The organism is Micromonospora sp. WMMD723, from assembly GCF_049863385.1.
In the GTDB taxonomy this organism is placed as follows: Bacteria; Actinomycetota; Actinomycetes; order Mycobacteriales; family Micromonosporaceae; genus Micromonospora; species Micromonospora wenchangensis.
Window position 1 is genome coordinate 39,111 of sequence record NZ_JBMKNR010000001.1, and the last position, 17,858, is coordinate 56,968.

Below are 17,858 nucleotides of genomic sequence, written 5' to 3' on the forward strand. Positions count from 1 at the left end.
GAAATACGAAACGGGGGCCCTCCGGTAGGAGGAACCCCCGTCCGGTACGCCGGCCGGTCAGCCCATGCTGGCGAGGAAGTCGCTGTAGAACAGGCCCAGCGCGATGGCCACCCCGATGCCCGCGATGATCCAGAACCTGACCACGATGTTGACCTCGCTCCAGCCGGCCAACTCGAAGTGGTGCTGCAGCGGGGACATCCGGAACACCCGCTTGCCGGTGGTCCGGAACGAGATGATCTGGATCACCACGGACATCGTGATGATCACGAAGAGCCCGCCGAGGATCGGCAGCAGCAGCACCGTCCGGGTGGACATCGCCATCCCGGCGATCAGCCCGCCGAGGCCCAGCGCGCCGGTGTCGCCCATGAAGATCCGGGCCGGGGAGGTGTTCCACCACAGGAAGCCCACGCAGGCCCCGGCCGCCGCCCCGGCGATCAGCGCGATCTCCAGCGGGTCCCGGACGGCGTAGCAGTAGTTGTTCGGGTTGGCGGTGTACGTCGGGTCGGCGCACCAGTGCCGGTACTGCCAGAACGCGATCAGCGCGTACGCGGCCAGCACCATCACCGAGGCGCCGGTGGCCAGCCCGTCCAGCCCGTCGGTGAGGTTGACCCCGTTGGTCGCCGCCATCACCACCATGATGATCACGATCACCGAGGCGACCTTGCCGATCTCCAGGGCCGGGATGTCCCGGATGAAGCTCAGCGTGGTGCTGCCCACGGTCTCGGTGTTGGTCGTCGCGCCGCTGGCGTCGGTCATGCTGCTCGGGAAGTACAGCGCGACCACCCCGAAGACCGCGCCGACCAGGATCTGCCCGAACAGCTTGCCGCGCTTGTTGAGCCCGCCGCTGTGCCGCTTGCGCACCTTGAGGAAGTCGTCGATGAAGCCGACCGCGCCGGAGAAGACCATCAGCCCCAGCAGCACCAGGGCGGTGATGGTCGGCTCGACCTGGGCGATCTGCGCGTCCGGCAGGGTGGTCAGGGCGAGGTGACCGGCAACGTACGCGATGACCGTGGCCAGGATGAACACCACGCCGCCCATCGTCGGCGTGCCCTTCTTGCCCTCGTTGCTGGCCAGCCCGAGGTTCGACCGGATCGGCTGGCCGGCCTTGAGCCGGGCGAACACCCTGATCGCCAGCGGGGTCGCCAGCAACGACACCAGGAATGCCACGCCGATGGCGACGATGACCGCCCTCACGCGGCACCCCCCGCGCCCGCGCCGGCCCCGGAGGCGTCGACCCGCAGCGCGTCGGCGACCTCCCAGGTGCGGTACCGGGAGCCCTTCACCAGGACGACGTCGCCCGGTCGTAGCTCGCTGCGCAGCACCTCGACTGCCGCCGCCTGATCGGTGAGCAGCACCGACTCTCCTCCCCAGTCACTTACCGCTGTCGCGCCCTCGTGGATCGGCGCGGCCGGCTCACCCACCACGAGCAGCCGGTCGACACCGAGTTCGGCCGCGAGCCGGCCGACCTCCCGGTGCCCCTCGTCCTCGTACGCGCCCAGCTCGGCCATGTAGCCCAGCGCGGCGAACGTCCGCCCGCCCCGGTACATCCCGGCCAGCGCCCGCAGCGCCACCGCCGTCGAGGCCGGGTTGGCGTTGTACGAGTCGTCGATCACGGTCACCCCGTCGGGACGGGTGAAGACGTCCATCCGGCGGGTGGAGACCAGCCCCAGGTCACCCAGGGCCGCCGCCAGCTCGGCCAGCGGCATGCCCAGCTCCCGGGCCACCGCCGCCGCGGCGAGCGAGTTGGAGACCTGGTGCCGGCCGGTCAGGCCGAGCCGCACCGGGGCCGTCCCCTCCGGGGTGACCAGGGTGTACGCCGGGCGGCCCCGCCCGTCCAGGGTGACGTCCACCGCGCGCACGTCGGCGTCGGCGGACTCGCCGTAGCGGACCACCCGGGCGGCGGTGCGTGACGCCATCGCGGCGACCAGCGGGTCGTCGGCGTTGAGCACCGCCAGCCCGTCGGCCGGCAGCGCCTCCACCAGCTCCCCCTTGGCCAGGGCGATGTTCTCCACCGAACCGAACTCGCCCAGGTGCGCCACCCCGACGTTGAGCACCACCGAGATCCGCGGCGGCACCACGTCGCAGAGGTAGCGGACGTGCCCGACGCCCCGCGCCCCCTTCTCCATCACCAGGTACCGGGTCTGCGCGGTGGCCTGCAACGCGGTGTACGGGTGCCCCAGCTCGTTGTTGAACGACCCGGGCGGGGCGACCGTCGGGCCGAGCCGGACGGCGAGCTGCGCGATCAGGTCCTTGGTGGTGGTCTTGCCCGACGACCCGGTCAGGCCGATCACGGTGAGCCCCGGCAGCCGGTCCACCACGGCCCGCGCCAGCAGGCCCAGCGCGGCCAGCGCGTCGTCCACCAGCACCATCGGCACCCCGGGCAGCTCCCGGGTGCCGAGCACCGCCACCGCGCCGCCGGCGACCGCACCGGCGGCGTAGTCGTGCCCGTCCACCCGCTCGCCGGGGAACGCCACGAACAGCGCACCGGCGGCGACCTTGCGGGAGTCGAACTCGACCGGGCCGGTGACCCGGGTGTCCGGGTCGGCGGCGTGCAGCCGGCCGCCGACCGCCGAGGCCACCTCGGCCAGGCTCAGCGGGATCACCGTCGACCCGCCAGGTCGCCGAAGCGGACGCGCAACGCCTCCGCCAGTTCGGTCCGGTCGTCGAACGGGTGCACCTCGCCGGCGATCTCCTGACCGCGTTCGTGCCCCTTGCCGAGCAGCGCCACCACGTCACCCGGCCCGGCCAGCCGGACCGCCTCGGCGATCGCCTCCCGCCGGCCCGGCACCTCGACGATCCGGGCGGCCGCGTCGGCGGCGTACGCCCCGGCCAGCACCTCGGCCCGGATCGTCGCCGGGTCCTCGGTGCGCGGGTTGTCGTCGGTCACCAGCACCACGTCGGCGCCCCGGGCGGCGGCGGCGCCCATCGCCGGACGCTTGCCCCGGTCCCGGTCGCCGCCGGCGCCGATGACGCAGATCAGCTGACCGCCGCCCGAGTCACGCAGCGCGGCCAGGGCGGCCACCACGGCGTCGGTCTTGTGCGCGTAGTCGACCACCCCGCGCACCGGGGCGTCCCCGCTGACCAGTTCCAGCCGGCCGGGCACCCCGCCGCAGGCGGCCACCCCGGCGGCGGCCGTCGTCGGGTCGACCCCGGCGGCGACCAGGCAGGCGATCGCGAGCAGCGCGTTGGCCACGTTGTGCCGGCCGGGCAGCGCCACCCCGGCGGGCAGGTCGAGCCCGTCCGGGCCGTGGGCGGTGAACCGCTGGGCGTAGCCCTCGCCGCCGACCCGGTCGGCCCACCAGGTGGCGGTCGGGTCACCGGCCGCCGAGTAGCTGACCGTGGCGGGCCGGTACAGCGGGCGCAGCGCCGGGTCGTCGTGGTTGAGCACCTCGACCCGGCAGCGCCCGTCGAACAGCTTCGCCTTCGCCGCGAAGTAGTCGGCCGAGTCGGCGTGGAAGTCGAGGTGGTCGGAGCCGAAGTTGGTGTAGCCGCCGACGGTGAACCGGACCCCGCCGACCCGACCCATCGCCAGGGCGTGGCTGGACACCTCCATGACCACCGCGGTCACCCCGCGCTCCCGGGCGGCGGCGAGCAGGGCGTGCAGGTCGGTGGCCTCCGGGGTGGTCCGGACGCTGTCGGTCACCAGGTCCCCCAGGCGGGTCTCCACGGTGCCGATCAGGCCGGTGACGTGGCCGGCGGCGCGCAGCCCGGACTCGATCAGGTAGGCCGTCGAGGTCTTGCCGGCGGTGCCGGTCACCCCGATCACGGTCAGCCCGTCGGTCGGGTCGCCGTAGACGGCGGCGGCCAGCTCGCCCAGCACCGCCCGGGGGTCGGCGGTCACCAGGACGGGCAGCCCGGTCGCGCCGGCCGCCACGGCGCCGGCCGGGTCGGTCAGCACGGCCACCGCGCCGGCCGTGGCGGCGGCGGCGGCGAACTCCGCGCCGTGCCGGCGGGCGCCGGGCAGCGCGGCGTACAGGTCGCCGGGGCGGACCTCCTGGCTGGCGTGGGTCACCCCGGTCACGACCAGCGCGGCGGCGTCGGCCGGCGGCGTCACGGCGAGCCGGTCGGCGAGGTCGCCGAGCCGGACTCCGGGCACGGTACGGGGGCGTGGATTGCCGGGCACGGCGTCAGACCCTACCCGGTCGTCCGGTTCCGGCCGCACAGCCGCCCCGGTGGTTCGTCGGCACTCACCGATGATGTCCCGCCGTTCCCGGTCAGCGCGGAAAGACCTCGAAGTTGGGGGATTTCCCGCGCGACGGCGGGACCCGGTAGTGACGCAGCGTGAAGCCCATCATCTCGCGGAACGCCGGGGCGACGACCGCGCCACCACCGCCCTCGGGGTTCCACACGAAGACCGCCACCACGTACCGGGGCGCCTCGGCGGGCGCCATCCCGATGAACGAACCGACCTCGCCGGGCTGCTGCTTGCCGTCGACGTAGCGCAGCCCGGTGCCGGTCTTGCCGGCGACCCGGTAGCCGGGCACCGCGGCGGCCAGGCCGGTCGCGCCGTCGACGGTGGTCACGGCCTCCAGCAGGGTACGCAGGGCGGCCGCGTTCTGCGGGCTGAGCACCGAGCGGGTGACCGGGGCGGCGGACGGGGTGCGTGTCCCGTCCGCCCCGACCACCTCCTTGATCAGGTGGGGTTGGACGTAGGTGCCGTCGTTGGCGATGGTGGCGTACGCGGCGGCCATCTGCAACGGGGTGGCGTCGACGCTGTGCCCGATCGGCACCGACCCGTAGGACGAGCCGCTCCACTGGTCGGCCGGGAGCAGCCGCCCGGACGCCTCGCCGGGCATCCCCTCGCCGGTGGGCTGCCCCAGCCCGAACCGCTTCTGGTAGTCGATCAGCCGGTCGGGGCCGAGCCGGTCGCCGATCTCGATGGTGCCGACGTTGGACGAGTAGGCAAGCATCCCGGCCACGCTGAGCTTCTTGCCGTCGGCCGGGTGGGTGTCGCGGAAGGTGACGTCGCCCCGGGTGATGGTGTTGGCGACCGGCCAGGCGCTGTCCGGGGTGATGATGCCCTCCTGCAGGGCCGCGCCGTAGGTGATCGCCTTGTGCACCGAGCCCGGGTCGACCACGAAGCTGGTGGCCGCGTCCTCCCGGTCGGTGGGCCGGCTCTGCTCCGGGGTGGCCGCGTTGTAGGTCGGGTTGCTGGCCTGGGCCAGCACGTCACCGGTCTTGACGTCGAGCACCACCGCCGCGCCGATCGCGCCCCGGGTCTGTGCCATCTGCCGGCTGAGGATCTGCTGCACCTGGAACTGGAGGTCCCGGTCGATGGTGAGCACCAGCGAGCTGCCCGGTTTGGGGTCGGTGGTCTGACTGTATCCGCCGGGGATGGGCGCGTTGAGGTCGCCGAGGCCGGCCTCGTACACCCGGCGGCCGTCCTGCCCGCGCAGCACGTCGTCGTAGCGGGCCTCCAGGCCCTCCAGGCCGTCCATGTCCTGGCTGGTGAAGCCGACCAGGTTGGCGGCCAGGTCGCCGCCGGGCACCTCGCGGCGTTCGTCGCGGTGGGTGCCGATGCCGGCCAGGTCGAGTGCCTCGATCTGCTTGGCCCGCGCGATGTCCACGCCCCGGGCCAGGTACCGGAACTGGAGCTTGCCCTTGCGCTTCATCTTCTCGGCCAGTTCGGAGACCGGGACGCCGAGCAGCGGGGAGAGCAGCTTCGCGGTCTCCGTACGGTCCTTGATCATGGTGGGGTCGGCGAAGACGTACCGGGCCTCGATGCTGCGGGCCAGCGGGGCGCCGGTGCGGTCCTGGATCGAGCCGCGCGGGGCGGGCAGGTCGATGCGGGCGAGCCGGTTGTCGACGCCGCCGCCGGCGTACGCCGGGGTGTCCACGGCCTGCAGGACGACCAGCCGGATGCCGATCACGGCGAAGACCGCGAGCACCAGCATGGTGCCCAGCCGCAGCCGGCGACGCGGCTCGGCGAGCTTCGGCGGGCGGCGCGGCTTGCGCACCGGCCTACGCCCGGCGGGCCGGTCGGTGCGCCGGGGTGCCTCGGTCCGGCGCGGGGCGCCCCGGCCGGGCGCGTCGGCGCGGCGGCCGGGGCGGCGGCGGGGCGCGGGCGGCTCGGCGAACTCGTCGTCGTCGGGGACGGCGCGCGGCGACACGGTCCGGATGACGCCGGTGCGCCCGGTCGGGGCGGCCTCCCGCCGGCCCGCCCGGTTGGCGGCGGCCCGCCCGGCGGCGGCCCGGCCGCCGTCGAGGACCTGCAGCGCGGGGCGGAACGGGTCGCCGGAGCGACCGGCCCGGGGGGTACGCCGCTGTCCGCCCCGGTCCTCGCTGCTCTCCCGGATGGTCCGGCCCCGGGGGGTGTACGCCCGCGCGTCGGAGATCCCCCCGACGTCCCCGGTCCGGGGCTGCCCGGTGCGGGGTTCACCGGCACGGCCCTGGCCCCGGGGCTCACCGGCGCGGGGTCCGGCGGCCGGGGGTTCTCCGCCGCGCGGCTCCGGGGTGCGCGGCTCGGGAGTGCGTGGTTCCGGCGTGCGTGGTTCCGGCGTCCGGGGCCCGCCGCCCCGGGCGGCCCCGCCACGAACCGATCCGCGCCGGGAGCCCGTGGGGTCCCGGCGCGGATCGTCGGATCTCGGTGGCACGGGCGTTACCCCCCGTTGCCCTGCTGGCTGGTGATCGCCGGCTGCCCGTCGGCCGGCTGCGGCACGCCGATCAGCCGACCGTCCGGCAGCCGGATGTACGCCGGCTCGCCCGCCTCGACCAGGCCCAGCTTGCGGGCCTCCGCGGTCAGGTTGCCCGGCTCCTTGGCCTCCTCGATCTCCTTCTCCAGCTGCTGCTGGTCGACGTCGAGGCGGGCCTGCTGCTGCTGGAGCTGCTGGAGCTTGAACGCGTTCTCGTTGATCTTGGTGTTGACCGCGAGGATGCCCAGCACCCCGCCGACCACCAGCACCACGATCAGCGCCGCGAACGGGGCCCGGGGCACCCGGACCGGCGGCGGCGGCGCCACCCGCAGCCGGGGCGACCCGGCGGCGGTGGTGGCGGTACGGGTGGCCGGCTGCTCCGCCGGCTGCAACGCGGCACTGCCCTGGGTGGGGAACTCGCGCGCCCCCCGGCGCGCCTCCCCCGCTCGACCGGCGAGGTCCGCCGGCGTCGTGGTACGGGTCGTGCGCTGCGCCGTGGTCCGGCCCCCCGACCGCGGTGCGCGCTGCCCGACGACCGCGTCGCGGCCGTCACGCTTGTTGACGTTCATGTCCCCTCCCCCTGTTCGTCCGTCCTGCCGTCCCCCGGGATCGCCTCCAGGTCCACTGTGGAACCCCGCGTCGACCCCGTGCCCGGTTGGTGCATCGCCCTGACCCGTCGGCCGGACCGTTCGCGGTCGGTCCGCCCCTGGTGCCCGGTGGCCGGGTCGAGTCGCTCCGCCGCCCGCAGCCGCACGGACGCGGCCCGCGGGTTCGCGGCGACCTCGGCCTCCCCGGCGAGCTCGGCACCCCGGCTGAGCAGCCGGAACGTCGGACCCGACCCGGGGAGTTCCACCGGAAGGTCGACCGGGCCCTTACTGCGGACCCGGTCGGCGAGCGCCTGCTTGGTGAGCCGGTCCTCCAGCGAGTGGTAGGACAGGACCACCATGCGACCGCCCACGTGGAGCTTGTCGAGGGCAGCCGGCAGCGCCGTCTCCAGCACCGCCAGTTCCCTGTTTACCTCGATGCGTAAAGCCTGAAACGTTCTCTTGGCCGGGTGTCCCCCGGTTCGTCGCGCTGGTGCCGGAATGCTCTCCCTGACCAGCTCCGCCAGCCGGGCCGAGGAGGTGATCCGACCCCGCTCCCGCTCCCGCAGGATCGCCGAGGCGATCCGGCCGGCGAACTTCTCCTCGCCGTAGACCCGCAGCACCCGGGCCAGGTCCGGATGGGAGTAGCTGTTGACCACCTCTTCGGCGGTCACCCCCCGGGTCTGGTCCATCCGCATGTCCAGCGGCGCGTCCTGGGCGTAGGCGAACCCGCGGTCGGGCGCGTCGAGTTGCAACGACGAGACGCCCAGGTCGAACAGCACCCCGTCGATGCCCGGGTAGCCCAGCCGGTCCACCACCTCGGGCAGCTCGTCGTAGACGGCGTGCTCCAGGTGGATCCGGTCGGCGAACCGGGCCAGCCGGACCCGGGCGTGCGCCAGGGCCTCGGTGTCCCGGTCCAGGCCGATCAGCACCGTGTGCGGATGCCGTTGCAGCACCGCCTCGGCATGACCGGCCAACCCCAGCGTGGCATCGACGTGAACCGTGCGGCCGCCCCGGTCCAGCGCGGGGGCCAGCAGCTCGAGACACCGCTCAAGCAGCACCGGCACGTGCGTGCCGCGTAGCTCCCCCATGTCGACCCCCACTGTGGAATACGTCTCGTCGTGTCGCGCTCCGCCGTCGGACGACGCCGTGCCGTCGTACCGCCAGATCCCCATCCGCTCCCGCCCCGGCTCCGGGCGACGCCCGGAGTGGAGATCGTGCCCCTGGCACCGGGGAAGGGGCGCCAGGAACTCGAAAGCGGCTGGAGATCTCGCAGTACGTCGGGCGTCGCCGCGCCCTACAGACCGCCGGGCAGCACCCCCTCCTCGATGTCGGCGAAGTCGTCTTCGCTGTCGGCGAGGTAGTTCTCCCAGGCCGTCCGGTCCCAGATCTCCACCCGGGTGGACGCCCCGATCACCACCAGGTCCCGGTCGAGCGCGGCGTAGGTCCGCAGGTGGGACGGGATGGTGACCCGGCCCTGCTTGTCGGGGACCTCGTCGTGCGCGCTGGCGAAGAAGACCCGGCTGTAGGCCCGGGCCGCCTTGTTCGTCATCGGTTGCGCGCGCAACTGGTCGGCGATCCGGTGGAACTCGGGCGTGGGGAAGACGTAGAGGCAGCGATCCTGCCCTTTGGTGATCACGACACCCCCCGCCAGCTCGTCCCGGAATTTGGCCGGAAGGATCAAACGGCCCTTTTCGTCCAGGCGCGGAGTGTGGGTGCCGAGGAACATCGGCCCAACCCCCTTGCCCTGAGCGGCGTTCGCGGCGCCGCTGACCCCCTGGGCCGGTGGGCCCTCCCGGCCTCACCATTGCGCCCCACTCTACTCCACTTCCCTCCACCTGCAACCAGAATCGCCGCCCCGGCGCGTCGCCGCCACGGTTAAAACCGCACGTCAGAGCGGGTGGAGCGGAGTGGAGGGCCGCGCCGGGCCGCAGCCGCGTCCGCTACCCGACATAGATCGACTCCATCCGGTGGAGCGTCCGCCGACCGGACGCCCGGCCGGCCCCGACCGAACGGTTCGCCGTCGGCGGCGATCTGGCGGGCGCGGGGGTCCGGTAACCTCGCTCGCGTGACGGACGCGAAGATGCCCCTGCGGGCGAAGGTGGCCAGCTCCGTGTCGAGGACCGCCGCGGCGCTGTCGCGCGCCGCCGGCCGGGGCGACGGCTCGGTGATCGGCGGATGGATCGGGCTGAAGATCGATCCCGACCTGCTGGCCCACCTCTCGGCCGGACGCGCCATCGCGCTGGTCTCCGGCACCAACGGCAAGACCACCACCACCCGGCTCAGCGCCGCCGCCGTCGGCGTGCTCGGCCGGGTCGCGACCAACTCGTTCGGTGCCAACATGCCCACCGGGCACACCTCGGCGCTGGCCAAGGCCGGCAGCACCCCGTACGCGGTGCTGGAGGTCGACGAGCACTACCTCGCGCAGGTGCTGGAGGCCACCGAGCCGCACGTGGTGGCCCTGCTCAACCTCTCCCGCGACCAGCTCGACCGGGCCAAGGAGGTCGCCATGATGGCGCAGCTCTGGCGCGCGGCGCTGGTCCGGCACACCGACGTACGGGTGGTGGCCAACGCCGACGACCCGATGGTGGTCTGGGCGGCCACCCCACCCGCCGACCCCGCGCAGGGCGTCCGCCCGCCGCACGTCACCTGGTTCAGCGCCGGCCAGCGCTGGCACGACGACTCCTGGGTCTGCCCCGAGTGCGGCTCCACCATCCAGCGCTCCGGCGAGCAGTGGTGGTGCACCGGCTGCCCGCTGCGCCGCCCGGACGCCCAGTGGACGGTGGAGGACGACGGCGTGCTCGACCCCACCGGGGCCTGGCACAAGGTGACCCTCCAGCTCCCCGGCAAGGTCAACCTCGGCAACGCCGCCACCGCGCTGGCCGTCGCCGCCGAGTTCGGGGTACGCCCCGTCGACGCCGTCTCCCGGCTGCACACGGTCACCTCGGTCGCCGGCCGGTACGCCCAGGTCGACCGGGACGGGCGCAACATCCGGCTGCTGCTGGCCAAGAACCCGGCCAGTTGGCTGGAGGCGTTCGACATGGCCGACGAGGCGCCCACCCTGCTGTCCATCAACGCCCGGGACCCCGACGGGCTGGACACCTCCTGGCTGTTCGACGTCGACTTCGCGCCGCTGCGCGGCCGGCAGGTGCTGATCACCGGCGACCGCGCGTACGACCTGGCGGTCCGGCTCGACGTCAACGGGGTGCCGTTCCAGCACGTCCGGGCGTTCGGCGAGGCGGTCCGGGCGGTCCCGCCGGGCCGGCTGGAGGTCATCGCGAACTACACCGCCTTCCAGGACATCCGAGCGGAGTTGGACCGTGTCAACTGAGAGCCTGCGTATCGTCTGGATCTACCCCGACCTGCTCTCCACCTACGGCGACCGGGGCAACCTGCTGATCCTGGCCCGCCGGGCGCAGCAGCGCGGGATGCCGGTCGAGGTGCTGGAGGTCCGCTCCGACCAGCGGCTGCCCGCCACCGCCGACATCTACCTGCTCGGCGGCGGCGAGGACGGCCCGCAGGCGCTCGGCGCGCAGCGGCTGCTCGCCGACGGCGGCCTGCACCGGGCCGTCGCCCAGGGCTCGGTGGTGTTCGGCGTCTGCGCCGGCTACCAGCTCCTCGGCACCTCCTTCTTCGCCAAGGGCACCCGGTGCGCCGGGCTGGAGCTGCTCGACCTCTCCTCCGACCGGGGTCCGACCCGGGCCGTCGGCGAGCTGGCCGGCGAGATCGACCCCCGGCTGGGCGTGCCGCCGCTGTCCGGGTTCGAGAACCACGGCGGCCGGACCCACCTCGGCCCCGGCGTGTCGCCGCTGGCCCGGGTCAGTGCCGGGGTCGGCAACGACGGCGTCACCGAGGGCGCGTGGCGGGGCAAGCTGCTCGGCACCTATTCGCACGGGCCGGCGCTGGCCCGCAACCCCGCCCTGGCCGACCTGCTGCTGCGCTGGGCCACCGGCGCGCACCAGCTCCCGCCGCTGGACGACACCTGGGCCGAGCGGCTGCGCACCGAACGCCGCGCCGCCGTGGCCGCCGCCGCCCGCCCGTGACGCCCGCCGCCCGCCCGTGACCTCCGCCGTCCGGCGGCTGCTGCGCCAGCCGTCGGCACGTCGGTTCGCCCTGCTGCTGGTCATGCTCGCGGGCTTCCTGGTGCTGCTGCTGGTGACACCGCACCCGGACGTCGCCGACCTGCCCCGGCTGGCCGACTCGCTCGGCGGGTACGCCCCGGTGCTGGGCGTGGTGGTCGGGGCGCTGCTGCTGGTGGCGCTGGTTCCGCGGACCTTCGTCACGCTGGCGGCGGGGGCCGTGTTCGGCGCGCTGGAGGGCGCGGCGTACGCACTCGGCGCGGCACTGCTGGCCGCCGCGCTCGGCTTCGCCGTCGGCCGGGTGCTGGGCCGGGAGTTCGTCGCCGAACGGGTACGCGGCCGGCTGGCCCGGCTCGACGGCTGGTTCGCCAGGCAGAGCGTGCTCGGCGTGATCACCGTACGGATGCTGCCGGTCGCCGGGTTCGGGCTGGTCAGCTACGGCTACGGCACCACCGGGGCGCGGGTGCTGCCGTTCCTGGTCGGCAGCGTGCTGGCCTCCGCCCCGACCGCCTTCGGCTACGCCGCCATCGGCGCGGCGGCAAGTTCCCCCGGCAGCATCAACTGGTACGCCGCCGCCCCGGCCAGCCTCGGGCTGATCGCCAGCGCGGTGCTGGCGTACCAGTGGTGGCGGGCGGAGCGCGCCCGCCGGTCCGTGGTCGCCGACCCGCGCCCCTGACCGGGCGGAACTGGTTCGCCGGTGCGCGGCGGCCCGAACGGTCCCGGCGGAATGGTCGGGTCGGGTGAGCGGTATGCCTGAGCGTCATGTTTATGACGCTCAGGCATACCGCTCCACGTCGACAGTTGTCCCGGCCCGTCGTCACCGCGCGCTACCGCGGCCCCACGACGGGTGGCACCGTCAGGCGACGACCGAGACCAACCGGCCCGGCACCACGATGACCTTGCGGGGTTCCTTGCCGGCCAGCGCGGACGCGACCGCCTCCAGGGCCGCCGCCCGGACGGCCTCCTGCGCGGCGTCGGCGGGCACCTCGATCCGGCCCCGGACCTTGCCGTTGACCTGCACCGGGTAGGTGACCGTGTCGGCGACCAGCAGGGCCGGGTCGGCGGCCGGGAAGTCGGCGTACGCCAGCGAGGTGTCGTGGCCCAGCATCCGCCACAGCTCCTCGGCCACGTGCGGGGCGAACGGGGCCAGCATCAGCACCAGCGGCTCGGCCACCTCGCGCGGGGTCTGCTCCAGCCGGGTCACCGCGTTGGTCAGCTCGATCAGCTTGGCGATCGCGGTGTTGAACCGGATGCCGTCCATGTCGGTCCGGACCCCGTCGATCACCCGGTGCAGCAGCCGGCGGGTCTCGGTGTCGGCCGGCGCGTCGGTGACCCGCAGCGTGCCGGTCTGCTCGTCGACCACGGCCCGCCAGACCCGTTGCAGGAACCGGTACGACCCGACCACCGCCCGGGTCTCCCAGGGGCGGGACACCTCCAGCGGGCCCATCGACATCTCGTACACCCGGAAGGTGTCCGCGCCGTAGGCCGCGCACATGTCGTCGGGGGTGACCACGTTGCGCAGCGACTTGCCCATCTTGCCGTACTCGCGGGTCACCTCGTGCTCGCCGTGGAACCAGCGGCCGTCGACCTCGACGACCTCCTCGGCCGGCACCGGCGTGCCCCGGGAGTCGCGGAACGCGTACGCCTGGATCATGCCCTGGTTGAACAGCTTGCGGAACGGCTCGAACGACGACACGTGACCCAGGTCGTACAGCACCTTGTGCCAGAACCGGGCGTACAGCAGGTGCAGCACGGCGTGCTCGGCGCCGCCGACGTACAGGTCGGTGCCCCCGCAGTCGCCCTCGGCGCGTGGGCCCATCCAGTACGCCTCGTTCTCCGGGTCGACGAACCGCCCGGAGTTGGTCGGGTCCAGGTAGCGCAGCTCGTACCAGCAGGAGCCGGCCCACTGCGGCATCACGTTGGTCTCCCGGGTGTACCGCTTCGGCCCGTCACCCAGGTCCAGCTCCACCTCGACCCAGTCGCGCCGCCGCGACAGCGGGGTCTCCGGGTTGCTGTCGGCGTCGTCGGGGTCGAACGTCTTCGGGGAGAAGTCGTCCACCTCGGGCAGCTCGACCGGCAGCATCTCCTCGGGCAGCGCGACGGCCGCACCGGTGGCGTCGTAGACGATCGGGAACGGCTCGCCCCAGTAGCGCTGCCGGGAGAACAGCCAGTCCCGCAGCCGCCAGGTGACCGCGCCGACGCCGTGGCCGTTGGCCTCCAGCCAGGCGATGGTCGCCGCCTTGGCGTCGGCCACCCCCAGCCCGTTCAGGTCCAGGCCGCGCTCGGGCGCGGCGCTGTTGATCGCCGGCCCGTCCCCGGTCCACGCCTTCCCGTCGAACCCGTCGGCCGGCTGCACGGTCCGCACGATCGGCAGGTCGAACACCTCGGCGAAGGCCCAGTCCCGCTCGTCCTGGGCGGGCACCGCCATGATCGCGCCGGTGCCGTAGCCGGCCAGCACGTAGTCGGCGATGAAGATCGGGATCTGGCCGCCGGTGACCGGGTGGGTGGCGTACGCGCCGACGAAGACGCCGGTCTTCTCCTTCGTGTCGGCCTGCCGCTCCACGTCGGTCTTGGCCGCCGCCGCCTTCCGGTACGCCTCGACGGCCTCCCGGGGGCCGGCGTGCCCACCGGTCCAGGCGTCCCGCGTCCCGGCCGGCCAGGCCGCCGGGGTCAGCGCGTCGACCAGCTCGTGCTCGGGGGCCAGCACCAGGTAGGTGGCCCCGAAGACGGTGTCCGGCCGGGTGGTGAAGACCCTGATGCGGGCTTCGCCGGAGTCGGTGGTCCCGGTCGCGAAGTCGATGTGCGCACCGGTGGAGCGGCCGATCCAGTTGCGCTGCTGCAGCTTGATCGACTCGGGCCAGTCCAGCGTGTCCAGGTCGTCCAGCAGGCGGTCACCGTACGCGGTGATCCGCATCATCCACTGCTTCAGGTTGCGCTTGAAGACCGGGAAGTTGCCCCGGTCGGAGCGGCCGTCCGGGGTGACCTCCTCGTTGGCCAGCACGGTGCCCAGCCCCGGACACCAGTTCACCGGCGCCTCCGAGACGTACGCCAGCCGGTGGTCGTCGATGATCCGCCGCTGCTCGGCCGGGCTCAGCTCGGCCCAGGCCCGACCGCCGGGGGTGGGCCGGTCACCGGCGGCGAACTCGGCGGTCAGCTCGGCGACCGGGCGGGCCCGCCGCGCCTGCGGGTCGTACCAGGAGTTGTAGACCTGCAGGAAGATCCACTGGGTCCACCGGTAGAAGTCGGTGTCGATGGTGGCCACCGAGCGCCGCTCGTCGTGGGCCAGCCCCAGCCGGCGCAGCTGCGCCCTGTACCGCTCGATGTTGGCCACGGTGGTCGTGCGGGGGTGGGTGCCGGTCTGCACCGCGTACTGCTCGGCGGGCAGGCCGAACGCGTCGAAGCCCATCGCGTGCAGCACGTTGCGCCCGGCCATCCGCTGGTAGCGGGCGAAGCAGTCGGTGCCGATGTAGCCCAGCGGGTGCCCGACGTGCAGCCCCGCACCGGACGGGTAGGGGAACATGTCCAGCACGTACAGCTTCTCCGCGCCCGCCCGGGGGTGGCCCGGGTCGGCCAGCGGGCCGGTCGGGTTCGGCGCGTGGAAGGTGCCCTCCCGCTCCCAGGTGTCCTGCCACCGACGCTCGATCTCGTCGGCCATGGCCGCGGTGTACCGGTACGGGGGGATGTCGCCCGCCGGTGCGGCTGCCTCGCTCATGCCTTCTCCTTGGCTCCTTGGCGCGGTCGTGTCGGGTCTGGGGAGCGTCGGGCCCGCAGGACCCCGCCGCGGGCACGAAAAAGCCCCTCGCACAGGAGGGGCCGCCGTGCTGTCGCGCGTCAGCGCATCAGCACGGCCCGGTAAGAAGCAGGAAGACTCCGGTCATGTTCCGCAGTGTACCCCGTGGCGTCGGGAGACCGCCCGGCACATCCACCCCGCGACCGTCACCTTCCGTGGTCGCCCGGCCGCGTCCGGTCCCCCGACCTGACGAATATCCGCTGGGTGACCGGCCGACTTCCGGCAGGGTTCGGCGTTCACCGTAAACATGGTTAGCCTGAGAGACCAGTGCGATTCCTGCGGCAGACGAGGCTTCCCGTTGCGAACCGAACGACGGGTCCAGGTGCTCTTTACCGAGCTGCCGTCGCGACGAGGAGAAGGCCCGTGACACAACAGACCTGGGACGAGGTGGGCGGCGTGCTGCCGCACGACGAGTTCCGCGCCGCCAGCGAGGCCATCGTGGCCAACATCGAGCAGGTCATCGAGGGCAAGACGGCGACCGTACGGCTCGCCCTGGCCGTCCTGCTGGCCGAGGGGCACCTGCTGATCGAGGACGTCCCGGGCGTCGGCAAGACCAAACTGGCCAAGGCGCTCGCCCGGTCCATCGACTGTTCGGTGCGGCGCATCCAGTTCACCCCCGACCTGCTGCCCAGCGACGTCACCGGGGTCAGCGTCTACAACCAGGAGACGCACGACTTCGAGTTCCGCCCCGGTGCGGTCTTCGCCAACCTGGTGGTCGGCGACGAGATCAACCGGGCCTCGCCGAAGACCCAGTCCGCGCTGCTGGAATGCATGGAGGAACGCCAGGTCACCGTCGACGGCGTCACCTACCAGCTACAGACCCCGTTCATGGTGATCGCCACCCAGAACCCGATCGAGATGGAGGGGACGTACCCCCTGCCGGAGGCGCAGCGCGACCGGTTCACCGCCCGGATCGCGATGGGCTATCCCGGCCCGGACGCCGAGCTGGCCATGCTGGACGGGCACGGCGCCGCCGACCCGCTCCAGGAGCTACGCCCGGTCTCCGACGCCGACACGGTCCGCCGCCTGATCGCCACCGTCCGCAACGTGCACGTCGCCGACGCCGTCAAGCAGTACGCCGTCGACCTGGTCACCGCCACCCGGGAGGCCCCCGACCTGCGGTTGGGCGCGTCCCCCCGGGCCACCCTCCAGCTGCTGCGCACCGCCCGCGCGGTGGCCGCCCTGGAGGGCCGCGACTACGTGCTCCCCGACGACCTCCAGGCGCTCGCGGTGCCGGTGCTGGCCCACCGGATCATCCCCACGGCCGACGCCCAGCTGGCCCGCCGCACCACCGACGCGATCGTCGCCGAGCTGGTGCACCGGCTGGCCCTGCCGCCGGACCGCAAGCGCCCCACCGGGTACGACACCCCCCGCCCCGCCGCCGGCAACGGCCGCCCGCCGTTCGAGCCGCGGAGGCCGTGACGTGCGGGACGGGCTGCGTGGCCTGACCACCCGGGGCCGTTCGTTCCTGGCTGCGGCCATCGCCGCCGCGATCTCGGCCGGCATCCTCGGCGAACGGGACCTGCTCCGGGTGGCGGTGCTGCTCGCCGTCCTGCCGCTGCTCGCCGCGCTCTACGTCGGCCGGACCCGGTACAAGCTGGCCTGCAACCGCTCGCTGGACCCGCACCGGGTGCCGGTCGGGGCCAGTTCCCGGGTGGTGCTGCGGTTGCAGAACATGTCCCGGCTGCCCACCGGCACCCTGCTGCTGGAGGACCGGCTGCCGTACGCGCTGGGCAGCCGGCCCCGGGTGGTACTGGAACGGCTCGGGGCGCACCAGGCCAGCTCGGTGGCGTACACCGTGCGCGCCGACGTGCGCGGCCGGTACGAGGTGGGTCCGCTGGTGATCCGGATGACCGACCCGTTCGGGTTGTGCGAGCTGAGCCGGGCGTTCCCCAGCACCGAACAGCTCACCGTGATCCCGCAGGTCACCCCGCTGCCCTCGGTACGGCTGCCCGGCGAGTACGCCGGCAGCGGCGACAGCCGGGCCCGGTCGGTGGCGGTGCACGGCGAGGACGACGCCGCCACCCGGGAGTACCGCAGGGGCGACGACCTGCGTCGGGTGCACTGGAAGTCGACCGCCCGCACCGGTGAGCTGATGGTGCGCCGCGAGGAGCAGCCCTGGGAGAGCCGCGCCACGGTGGTGCTGGACACCCGGGCGCACGGGCACCGGGGTGACGGCCCGACGGCCAGTTTCGAGTGGGCGGTCTCCGCCGCCGCCAGCATCGCCGTGCACCTGCGCCAGGCCGGGTACAGGCTGCGCCTGGTCACCGGGGACGGGGTCGACGTCGACGCCAACGAGGCCAGCGGGGACGGCCTGCTCCTCGACCACCTCGCCGACGTCCGGCTCGACCAGCGGGGCGACGTGGCGACGCTGGTACAGCGGGTCCGCCAGCGCGCCGACGGGGGCCTGATCATCGCCTTGTTCGGCTCGCTGACCACCAGTGAGGCGGAACTGCTCGGCGGGCTGCGCGGCAACGGGGCGACCTGCGTCGGTTTCGTGCTGCACAGCTCCACCTGGCTCAGCCTGCCCGAGCGGGCCCGGTTCGAGTCCGAGCAGGCCCACGCCGCCGCCGCGCTGTCCCTGTTGCAGGGCGGCTGGCGGGTCATCGGGGTCGACCACGACGGCCAACTCCCGGCGCTCTGGCCGCAGGCCGGCCGCGGTTCACAGGGCTTCGCGCTGCGTGCGGCGCTCGCCGAGACGGTCGCCGGGGCCGTCCGGTGAGCCGTCGACCGGCCCCGCACCGGCACCACCGGCCGGTCCACCGCGTCGTCG

Annotated in this window: 13 protein-coding genes; 5 read left to right on the forward strand and 8 right to left on the reverse strand. The window is 73.9% G+C overall.

Annotation, left to right across the window (positions count from 1 at the left end; all coding sequences use genetic code 11):
* Window positions 1-57: 57 nt before the first annotated feature.
* From mraY to mraZ, 7 genes are all read right to left on the reverse strand, one after another.
* Complete coding sequence (mraY, locus tag ACN261_RS00205; RefSeq protein WP_088643039.1) at window positions 58-1,194, reverse strand: phospho-N-acetylmuramoyl-pentapeptide-transferase; 1,137 nt, start codon at window positions 1,192-1,194, stop codon at window positions 58-60.
* Entirely contained in the window at window positions 1,191-2,603 is a 1,413-nt protein-coding gene (locus tag ACN261_RS00210) for a UDP-N-acetylmuramoyl-tripeptide--D-alanyl-D-alanine ligase (protein ID WP_425847712.1), read from the reverse strand. Before ACN261_RS00210 ends, mraY begins: the two co-directional genes overlap by 4 nt.
* Window positions 2,600-4,162, reverse strand: coding sequence for a UDP-N-acetylmuramoyl-L-alanyl-D-glutamate--2,6-diaminopimelate ligase (locus tag ACN261_RS00215; protein ID WP_425847715.1), 1,563 nt, complete (start codon window positions 4,160-4,162; stop codon window positions 2,600-2,602). The genes ACN261_RS00210 and ACN261_RS00215 overlap by 4 nt, the downstream gene beginning before the upstream one ends.
* Window positions 4,163-4,214: 52 nt before the next feature.
* Window positions 4,215-6,215, reverse strand: a complete 2,001-nt coding sequence (locus tag ACN261_RS00220; protein ID WP_425853537.1) for a peptidoglycan D,D-transpeptidase FtsI family protein — start codon at window positions 6,213-6,215, stop codon at window positions 4,215-4,217.
* 383 nt (window positions 6,216-6,598) lie between these two features.
* Window positions 6,599-7,201 (reverse strand): hypothetical protein, encoded by a 603-nt coding sequence (locus ACN261_RS00225; protein WP_425847718.1) that lies wholly within the window; start codon window positions 7,199-7,201, stop codon window positions 6,599-6,601.
* Window positions 7,198-8,307, reverse strand: coding sequence for a 16S rRNA (cytosine(1402)-N(4))-methyltransferase RsmH (gene rsmH, locus ACN261_RS00230; protein WP_357931142.1), 1,110 nt, complete (start codon window positions 8,305-8,307; stop codon window positions 7,198-7,200). The genes ACN261_RS00225 and rsmH overlap by 4 nt, the downstream gene beginning before the upstream one ends.
* Window positions 8,308-8,513: 206 nt before the next feature.
* Window positions 8,514-8,945 carry a division/cell wall cluster transcriptional repressor MraZ gene (mraZ, locus tag ACN261_RS00235; RefSeq protein WP_421483451.1) on the reverse strand — a complete coding sequence of 144 codons (432 nt, stop codon included), beginning with the start codon at window positions 8,943-8,945 and terminating at the stop codon, window positions 8,514-8,516.
* Between the two features lie 354 nt (window positions 8,946-9,299).
* On the opposite strand from mraZ, the gene ACN261_RS00240 reads away from it, so the two are divergent.
* The 3 genes from ACN261_RS00240 to ACN261_RS00250 are packed head-to-tail and all read left to right on the forward strand — an operon-like array spanning window position 9,300 to window position 11,971.
* Window positions 9,300-10,547, forward strand: coding sequence for a MurT ligase domain-containing protein (locus ACN261_RS00240; RefSeq protein WP_088643032.1), 1,248 nt, complete (start codon window positions 9,300-9,302; stop codon window positions 10,545-10,547).
* A complete protein-coding gene (locus ACN261_RS00245; RefSeq protein ID WP_145920988.1) occupies window positions 10,537-11,259 on the forward strand; it encodes a type 1 glutamine amidotransferase in 723 nt (240 codons plus the stop codon). Before ACN261_RS00240 ends, ACN261_RS00245 begins: the two co-directional genes overlap by 11 nt.
* A gap of 16 nt (window positions 11,260-11,275) precedes the next feature.
* Window positions 11,276-11,971, forward strand: a complete 696-nt coding sequence (locus tag ACN261_RS00250) for a TVP38/TMEM64 family protein (RefSeq protein WP_425847721.1) — start codon at window positions 11,276-11,278, stop codon at window positions 11,969-11,971.
* A gap of 180 nt (window positions 11,972-12,151) precedes the next feature.
* On the opposite strand, the gene leuS is transcribed toward ACN261_RS00250, so the two are convergent.
* Window positions 12,152-15,007 (reverse strand): leucine--tRNA ligase, encoded by a 2,856-nt coding sequence (leuS, locus tag ACN261_RS00255; protein ID WP_425847724.1) that lies wholly within the window; start codon window positions 15,005-15,007, stop codon window positions 12,152-12,154.
* Between the two features lie 441 nt (window positions 15,008-15,448).
* Here leuS and ACN261_RS00260 point away from each other — a divergent pair, with 441 nt between their 5' ends.
* Both ACN261_RS00260 and ACN261_RS00265 read left to right on the forward strand, forming a co-directional pair.
* Window positions 15,449-16,507: an AAA family ATPase gene (locus ACN261_RS00260; RefSeq protein WP_088643029.1), complete on the forward strand. Its 1,059-nt coding sequence runs from the start codon at window positions 15,449-15,451 to the stop codon at window positions 16,505-16,507.
* A gap of 1 nt (window position 16,508) precedes the next feature.
* Complete coding sequence (locus ACN261_RS00265; protein ID WP_421483454.1) at window positions 16,509-17,807, forward strand: DUF58 domain-containing protein; 1,299 nt, start codon at window positions 16,509-16,511, stop codon at window positions 17,805-17,807.
* Window positions 17,808-17,858 lie beyond the last annotated feature (51 nt).

Excerpts from the sequence above, each read along its gene's own strand:
- leuS (WP_425847724.1), bottom strand. The coding sequence starts at position 15,007 with ATGAGCGAGGCAGCCGCACCGGCGGGCGACATCCCCCCGTACCGGTAC.
- rsmH (WP_357931142.1), bottom strand. The coding sequence starts at position 8,307 with ATGGGGGAGCTACGCGGCACGCACGTGCCGGTGCTGCTTGAGCGGTGT.
- ACN261_RS00225 (WP_425847718.1), bottom strand. The coding sequence starts at position 7,201 with ATGAACGTCAACAAGCGTGACGGCCGCGACGCGGTCGTCGGGCAGCGC.
- mraZ (WP_421483451.1), bottom strand. The coding sequence starts at position 8,945 with ATGTTCCTCGGCACCCACACTCCGCGCCTGGACGAAAAGGGCCGTTTG.
- ACN261_RS00240 (WP_088643032.1), top strand. The coding sequence starts at position 9,300 with ATGCCCCTGCGGGCGAAGGTGGCCAGCTCCGTGTCGAGGACCGCCGCG.